Annotated in this window: 4 protein-coding genes; all 4 read left to right on the top strand. The window is 45.7% G+C overall.

The features are described from left to right. The first annotated feature begins 29 nt into the window (after window positions 1-29). Window positions 30-572, top strand: a complete 543-nt coding sequence (locus tag RDN93_RS14015) for a 2-oxoacid:acceptor oxidoreductase family protein (RefSeq protein WP_167964127.1) — start codon at window positions 30-32, stop codon at window positions 570-572. Between the two features lie 122 nt (window positions 573-694). Then, window positions 695-2,749: a putative porin gene (locus RDN93_RS14010; RefSeq protein ID WP_308746082.1), complete on the top strand. Its 2,055-nt coding sequence runs from the start codon at window positions 695-697 to the stop codon at window positions 2,747-2,749. Between the two features lie 17 nt (window positions 2,750-2,766). Beyond that, entirely contained in the window at window positions 2,767-3,606 is an 840-nt protein-coding gene (locus RDN93_RS14005; RefSeq protein WP_308746081.1) for a transporter substrate-binding domain-containing protein, read from the top strand. Next, complete coding sequence (locus RDN93_RS14000) at window positions 3,593-7,771, top strand: two-component regulator propeller domain-containing protein (protein WP_308746080.1); 4,179 nt, start codon at window positions 3,593-3,595, stop codon at window positions 7,769-7,771. Before RDN93_RS14005 ends, RDN93_RS14000 begins: the two co-directional genes overlap by 14 nt. Window positions 7,772-7,927 lie beyond the last annotated feature (156 nt).

Below are 7,927 nucleotides of genomic sequence, written 5' to 3'. Positions count from 1 at the left end.
AAAGAATAACGCTAAAAGTCAACAGAACAATGAAAGAAGAAATAATTATAGCAGGCTTCGGTGGACAAGGCGTATTGTCTATGGGTAAGATTCTGGCTTATTCGGGTCTGATGGAAGGCAAGGAAGTGAGCTGGATGCCGGCATATGGTCCTGAACAACGCGGTGGAACAGCCAACGTTACAGTAATTGTAAGCGATGACAAAGTTTCTTCGCCTATCTTGAGCAAATATGACACTGCCATCATTCTGAACCAGCCTTCACTAGAGAAGTTTGAAAGCAAGGTGAAGCCCGGCGGCATCCTGATTTACGATGGTTACGGAATCATCAACCCGCCTACCCGCAAGGATATCAAAGTATACCGTATCGACGCGATGGACGCAGCCAATGAGATGAATAATGCCAAAGCATTCAACATGATTGTGCTCGGCGGTTTATTGAAGCTCCGCCCGATTGTAACATTGGAAAATGTCATCAAAGGACTGAAGAAAACCCTGCCGGAACGCCACCACCACTTGATTCCCATGAATGAGGAAGCCATCAAGAAAGGTATGGAATTAATCCGTGAGGTTTAATTAACAGATAACAGGCAATGGATAATTGATAATTATTAGCTACCATATAGTATGGTTGCAACATAATTTTCAATTATCCATTATCATTAAATCAATTAAAGTAAGTATCTTTGTCCCCAATTATGAGACGAATCTTACTATTATATATATTACTTTCCGTTATCGGTTTGACAACTGTCCATGCACAGTTCGATAATGGTCGACAAAGAGTAGACGAAAACGGATACGACCAATATGGTAATCAGGTAGACCCTGCCATGATTCCGGACAGACTGGATAGTGCAAACGTTGAAGTACAGGGCTTGCCGCCTACATTATATATGTGGCGTATCAAAAATCAGTTGGGCGACCGGAGTATCATCCCGGCAGATACAGCCTACCATCATTTCCAGAACACGAATCTTACAGACGGGCTGACCGGACATTACAATTATCTGGCCAATATGGGCTCTCCCCGTATGTCACGCATCTTCTTTGACCGGCGTGACCCGGAACCGACTATTTTCATGGAGCCTTTCTCCAGTTTCTTTATCCGTCCCACGGAATTCAATTTTACAAACAGTAATGTGCCCTACACCAATCTGACCTATCATAAGGCAGGTAATAAAGTGAACGGTGAAGAACGTTTCAAATCATACTTCTCCGTCAATGTCAACAAGAAACTGGCTTTCGGTTTTAATATAGACTACCTATACGGACGAGGATACTATAACAATCAGAATACGGCATACTTCAATGCCGCGTTTTTCGGTAGCTATATCGGTGACAAATATCAGATGCAAGCCATCTACAGCAATAATTATCTGAAAACAAACGAGAACGGCGGTATTGAGGACGACCGGTACATCACCGCTCCCGAAGAGATGGCACAAGGACAAAGGGAATACGAATCAACCAACATCCCGACCAAGCTAAGTGCTACGACCAACCGTAACCACGACTTCTACGTATTCCTTACCCAACGTTATAATTTAGGATTCAAACGTGATATACCACAGGCCGAAAATGACACGACTCCTGCCAAACAGGAATTCGTGCCGGTCACCAGCTTCATACACACGATTCAAGTAGAACGTGCACGGCACACGTTTAACTCTAATGACGATATGCGGGAAAAAAAAGGTTATTATCAGAATACTTATCTTGATCCCGACAATCCGATTGCCCACGATAGTACCACTTATGTAGGAATCAAGAACACCGTCGGCATCGCCCTGCTCGAAGGTTTCAACAAATATGCCAAGGCCGGTCTGACCGCATTTGCTTCTTATAAAATCAGTAAGTACACACTGATGAACATGAATGGCAGCCCGTCTCCCGACAAATATAATGAAAACGAGATATTCGTGGGCGGTGAACTTTCCAAACGCGAAGGAAACGTGCTTCATTATCATGCTATCGGTGAAGTGGGACTGGCAGGAAAAGCTATCGGTCAATTCAACGTGAAAGGGGATATCGACCTTAACTTCCCTTTGTGGAAAGACACGGTAAGCCTCATAGCCCGTGGTGAAGTCAGCAATAAGCTCGCACCTTTCTATATGCGCCATTACCACTCCAAACATTTCTTGTGGGACAACGACATGGATAAAGAATTCCGTACCCGCATCGAAGGGGAACTGAGCATTGCCCGTTGGAGAACACGGTTGAAAGCAGGAGTTGAGAACATCAAGAACTATACTTACTTCAACCAACAGGCAACGCCCGAACAGAAAGGCGGAAGCCTGCAAGTATTATCGGCAAGCCTTAACCAAGACTTCAAGCTCGGAATATTCCATCTGGACAACGAAGTGACCTGGCAGAAGTCCAGTGACCAGACGGTGCTTCCCTTGCCCGACCTTTCACTGTATCACAACTTCTACATGCAGTTCAAACTGGCGAAGAAAGTACTTAGCGTACAATTAGGTGCCGATGTACGATATTTCTCCAAGTACAATGCCCCTGCATATACACCTGCCATTCAGAACTTTCACCTGCAACCGACAGACGACCAGGTAGAGATTGGAGGTTATCCGATTGTGAATGTTTACGCGAACCTGCATTTAAAGCGTACACGTTTCTATGTGATGATGTACCACGTGAACCAAGGCATGAGCAGGCCGAATTACTTCCTGTCTCCTCACTACCCTATCAACCCACGTGTACTGAAATTCGGTCTTTCGTGGAATTTCTATGATTAACAAAACCTTTACGGCTTATGGAGACACGCCCCAGATTAAGACTGTTCAGATATTTAGTACCTGTCGTTATTGTACTGGCAATCCTCTTTTCCGTCCGCCAATGCGGCAAAAAGGAAAAGCCGTCGGGACATCCGCGTGACTATGCAGGCATTGCCAAAGAAGGAATATTACGCATAGCAACCGAATACAATTCCATCAGTTTCTACGTAGACGGTGACACCGTTTCCGGTTTTCATTATGAACTGATAGAAGCCTTTGCCCGTGACAAAGGACTGCAAGCCGAGATTATACCTCTCATGAGTTTTGAAGAACGGTTGAAAGGATTGGCGGAAGGACGTTTCGATGTTATCGCTTTCGGTATATTAGCCACCAGCGAACTCAAAGACTCCCTGCTTCTCACCACGCCTATCGTACTTAACAAACAAGTGCTGGTGCAAAGGAAAGCAACCGAAGAAAGCGACTCGCTCTATATCCACAGCCAACTGGACTTGGCGCAACGTACACTTCATGTCGTGAAAGGCTCCCCTTCCATACTACGCATCCAAAATCTGGGAAATGAAATCGGAGACACTATCTATATAAAGGAAATAGAGAAATACGGCCCCGAACAATTAATTTCACTGGTAGCTCACGGAGACATCGACTATGCCGTTTGTGACGAAAGTATCGCACGGGCGGTCGCAGACTCTTTGCCACAGATAGACATCAATACAGCAATCAGCTTTACGCAGTTCTACTCATGGGCAGTCAGCAAACAATCACCCGTTTTACTCGATAGTTTGAATACATGGCTGGATAAGTTCCAAAAGGAAACGGAATATCAAAAGATTTATAAAAAATACTATGATAAAAAATAACCTTATCGCCCTATATACTAAAAGAAAACAACAATTCATTTTTTACATCTTACATCTCATCTTCCTATTGTCTTTTGGTAACTCCCATCTGTCTGCGGAAGAAAATCGGGCATTCAACTTTTCGACACTTAATCTGAACAACGGATTATCCCAATTGTCGGTGCTTGACATCTGTCAGGACACCAAAGGATATATGTGGTTTGCTACACGCAACGGTCTCAATAAATATGACGGTGCACATTTCACTGTCTATAAGCACAGTAACCGGGATGATAATTCCCTAACGGACAACCATATCACCAAACTACTGCCAGACAATGTCCATGACGGGCTTTGGATTGGTACGAACAACGGACTGAACTATCTGAATCAAAAGACAAACCTTATCACCAGATACCAAATCGCGGATTACCCGTCACTTCCCAGCAACAGCATCCTCTCACTCTGTCTCGACAAATCAGGCGAGTTGTGGATAGGAACCCGCCTTGGGCTCTGCCGATGGATAGCGGAAAGCAATACGTTCCAACCGATAACCTTTGACGGGCAACTGGAACGGGAGCCCATCACCTCTTTATATATTGACAAAGCGGAACGGCTTTACATAGGCACGCATAACAAAGGTTTGCTAATATGCGACAAAAGCCTCAACATCCTGCAAAAGCTAAACAAAGAGAGCACCCCTGCCCTTTCCGACAATGCCATCAGTTGCATTTACGAGGATTCGCACCAACAGATATGGATAGGCACGAACATGAAAGGACTGAATAAATGGAACCCGGAACAGCAGAGCATCTCCATCTTCCTGGAAGATAACAGCGGACTGACAGATAATTATATCCGTTGCATCCAAGAGCAAAACCAACGGCTGGTTATCGGAACATTCGACGGTTTGAGTGTTCTCGACCTTACGGACGATTCTATCACCAAGTACAATACGTTTGAAGCAAACCGCAATAACCTGAGCCATTTCTCAGTCCGCAGCCTATGCGTAGACCGTGCCGGAACTTTATGGGTAGGAACCTACTCCGGCGGTGTCAATTACTACAATCCGCTCAATAACCGCTTCGTATTCTATCATCCTTTAGGAAACAGCGAACAAAAGTTATATAATATTTTCGGGCCGATGGTGTACAGCGCCGGCTCCCTTTGGATAGCGACGGAAGGCGGCGGACTGTTGCAATTCAATCCGGCTACCAAAGAATACGCCAATTATCTATTGGAAGAACGCCCTGTCGGGATGTATAACAAGAACATCATCAAATCCCTGATGGCGGAAGGAGACAATATCTGGTGCGGCACGAACAACGGCGGTCTGTACCGCTTCCATATCCCGACAAGAAGTTTCTCGATTATCTACCAATTCAATGAGAAGAACTTGGGAATTTACACGATTTACCGTGACAGCAATGAAGACATATGGCTGGGAACTACTTCCCGCCAAGGACTGGTGAGAATCACTAAAGACGGAAAAGTAACCCGCAAGTTCCCTGTCGGAGACAAAGAGGACGCTATCAGCTTCTCCAGTATCCGGGCATTCCTGCCGCTTCGTGAGAATGTATATCTGATAGGCACACGTTCGTTCGGTCTTTACGAATATGATGTAGAAAAAAGAACCCTCATCCGGTATTCGACGGAAGCAGATAAACCGTCCCATAAACTGGAAAACAACTATATCACTGGCATCTTGAGAAAAAAGAACGGTGAGATATGGATAGGGACTTTCGGAGCAGGGATTTATCAGTATCAGGAAGGCCAAGGAATCATCCGCCATATCGGTACGGAAGAAGGACTGACCAATGAAGAAGTATATACCCTGGTAGAATATAATCAGAACATATGGGCAAGCATAGACAACGGCATTGCCGAGATAAACACAAAGACAGGACAGGTACATACTTATGATTGCTTCGCCGGACTGGAAACTTTGGAGTTCACACCACAAGGCGGTATCTGCCTACCCAATGGAGAAGTCTATTTCAGCGGAAGCAACGGTTTCCTCTCTTTCGCTCCCCGCTCATTGATTAAGAACAATATGATGCCGCCGGTAGTACTCACCCAGTTGACGGTAAACAACAAAGTGATACAACCGGGCGACAAGAGCCGTTTGTTGGAAGCCAATCCGGACGATGCGGCAACCGTCACCCTGGCTTACAACCAGAACAACTTTTCTGTTGCGTATTGCGCCTTGAACTATATCCTGCACGAGCAGAACCAATACGCCTACAAACTGGTGGGGCATGACGAGGACTGGAATTATGTAGGAACCCGTAAGGAAGCCTTCTATACCAATATTGCCCCCGGCAAATATACATTCCATGTGATTGCCTCCAACAATGACGATGTATGGAATACCCAGGGAAAGACACTGGAAATCATCATCCTATCCCCCTGGTGGAAAACACCCTGGGCTTACATCATTTATGCACTGTTATTTATAGGAATCACCTATACCATCGGGTATTATATGTACAGCAAGCACAAGCTGGAACTGAACCTGCGGATGCGACAGATGGAAAAACAACGGATGGAAGAGTTTCATCAAACCAAAATCCGGCTCTTCACCAACTTCTCGCACGAACTGCGCACACCGTTGACCCTGATCATCAGCCCTATTGACGAGTTGGTACGCCAAGCAGAAGTCCCCCAATTTATCAAAACCAAACTGGACTTGGTCTTGAAGAATGCCCGCCGCCTGCTGTTACTGGTGAACCAACTAATGGACTTGCAAAAGAACCAAAGCGGAAGTCTCACACTACGTTTAACCCATTCGGATTTGAACGCCTTCCTTCTTGAAATCTACTATACCTTCAAACAAATAGCGGAAAGCAAACAGATAACTTTCGGATACGAAGCTCCGGAAGGAGAGATTCCCGCCTATTTCGACCCAAGCCTGCTGGAAAAGGCGGTATTCAACCTGCTCTCAAACGCTTTCAAATTTACTTCTCCGGGAGAAACGGTTTCTCTGAAACTGACGGCTGTTCCCGATAAAGAAGCACTACAACAGAAGTTCGGCACAACAATATCCGGTGATCCGGCTTTCACCCTTCCTGCGGATTCGGATAAATATTTCATCATCCAGGTGGCAGACACCGGAAAAGGAATCCCCGAAGCTGCCCGCGCACATATTTTCGACCCGTTCTATCAAGTCAACACTCCGCAGGCAGCCAATGACAACATGAACGGAACTGGTATCGGGTTGAGTTTGACACAATCTGTCGTGCACTTGCACCACGGAGCTATCCGTGTCGGTTCCAACCGACCGAAAGGAAGCATCTTCACCATCGTGCTGCCGGACAACGAACATTCTCAGCCGGTGGAAGAAAGCATGAAGAACATCATATCCGAAAACGAACGGGAAGAACAGGCAGTTGTCGGACAAGTCCCGGAATCTGCCGAAGAGCTTCCTTACCTGGAAGGCAAAACCATCCTGTTGGTAGAAGACAACAAAGACATACGAAGCTACGTGAAAGAACATCTGGAACGCCATTACCGGGTGCTCGAAGCGGACAACGGTACCGAAGCCTTTAATATCGTACTGAAAGAATTCCCCGATTTGGTGGTGACGGACATTATGATGCCGGGCGTAGACGGACTGGAACTCTGCTCGATGATAAAGAACGACTTGCAGACAGGACATATCCCAGTGATCCTGCTCACAGCCCGCACGATGGTAATGCACGTCAAAGAAGGTTTCCTTTCGGGAGCAGATGATTACGTAGTGAAACCTTTCAATGTGGATGTGCTGCTGGTACGCATCTATAACCTGTTGTTGCAACGCGACAAACTGAAATCCATGTATGGCAAGAACTTCTCGCTCCAGTCGATGGGTATCGAAGCCAGTTCCGCTGATGATAAATTCATGCAGAAGTTATTTGAGATTATAAAGAGCCATCTTGACAATCCCGACTTGAAAGTAGACATGATATGCGACGAGATGGGATTCAGCCGGAGTAACTTCTATCGCAAACTCAAGGCAGTAACGGATTTATCCCTGAACGACCTGATTCGCCACAAGCGTCTTGAAGTAGCTGCACAGTTGCTTAAAGAAACAGACATGAATGTGACGGAAGTTTCAATCGCTACCGGGTTCAGCACCCTTGCCTATTTTACCAAATGCTTCAAGTCGGGCTACGGGGTTTCACCCACCGAATACATAAAAGGGTAAGTTTACAAAATCATCCCATGTTATAAAAATCGTTCCATAAACGGTGTAGCAGCGATTGTCCCACACATTTTGGGATGATTTTGCAAACTTACGGTACAACCAGACAAACCAATTTCGCCCTGTTTCCATACATTTGCAGCATCACGCTTAGAAATA

This window comes from uncultured Bacteroides sp. (assembly GCF_902491285.1).
GTDB lineage: Bacteria > Bacteroidota > Bacteroidia > Bacteroidales > Bacteroidaceae > Bacteroides.
This window is presented reverse-complemented; position numbering and strand designations above follow the sequence as displayed.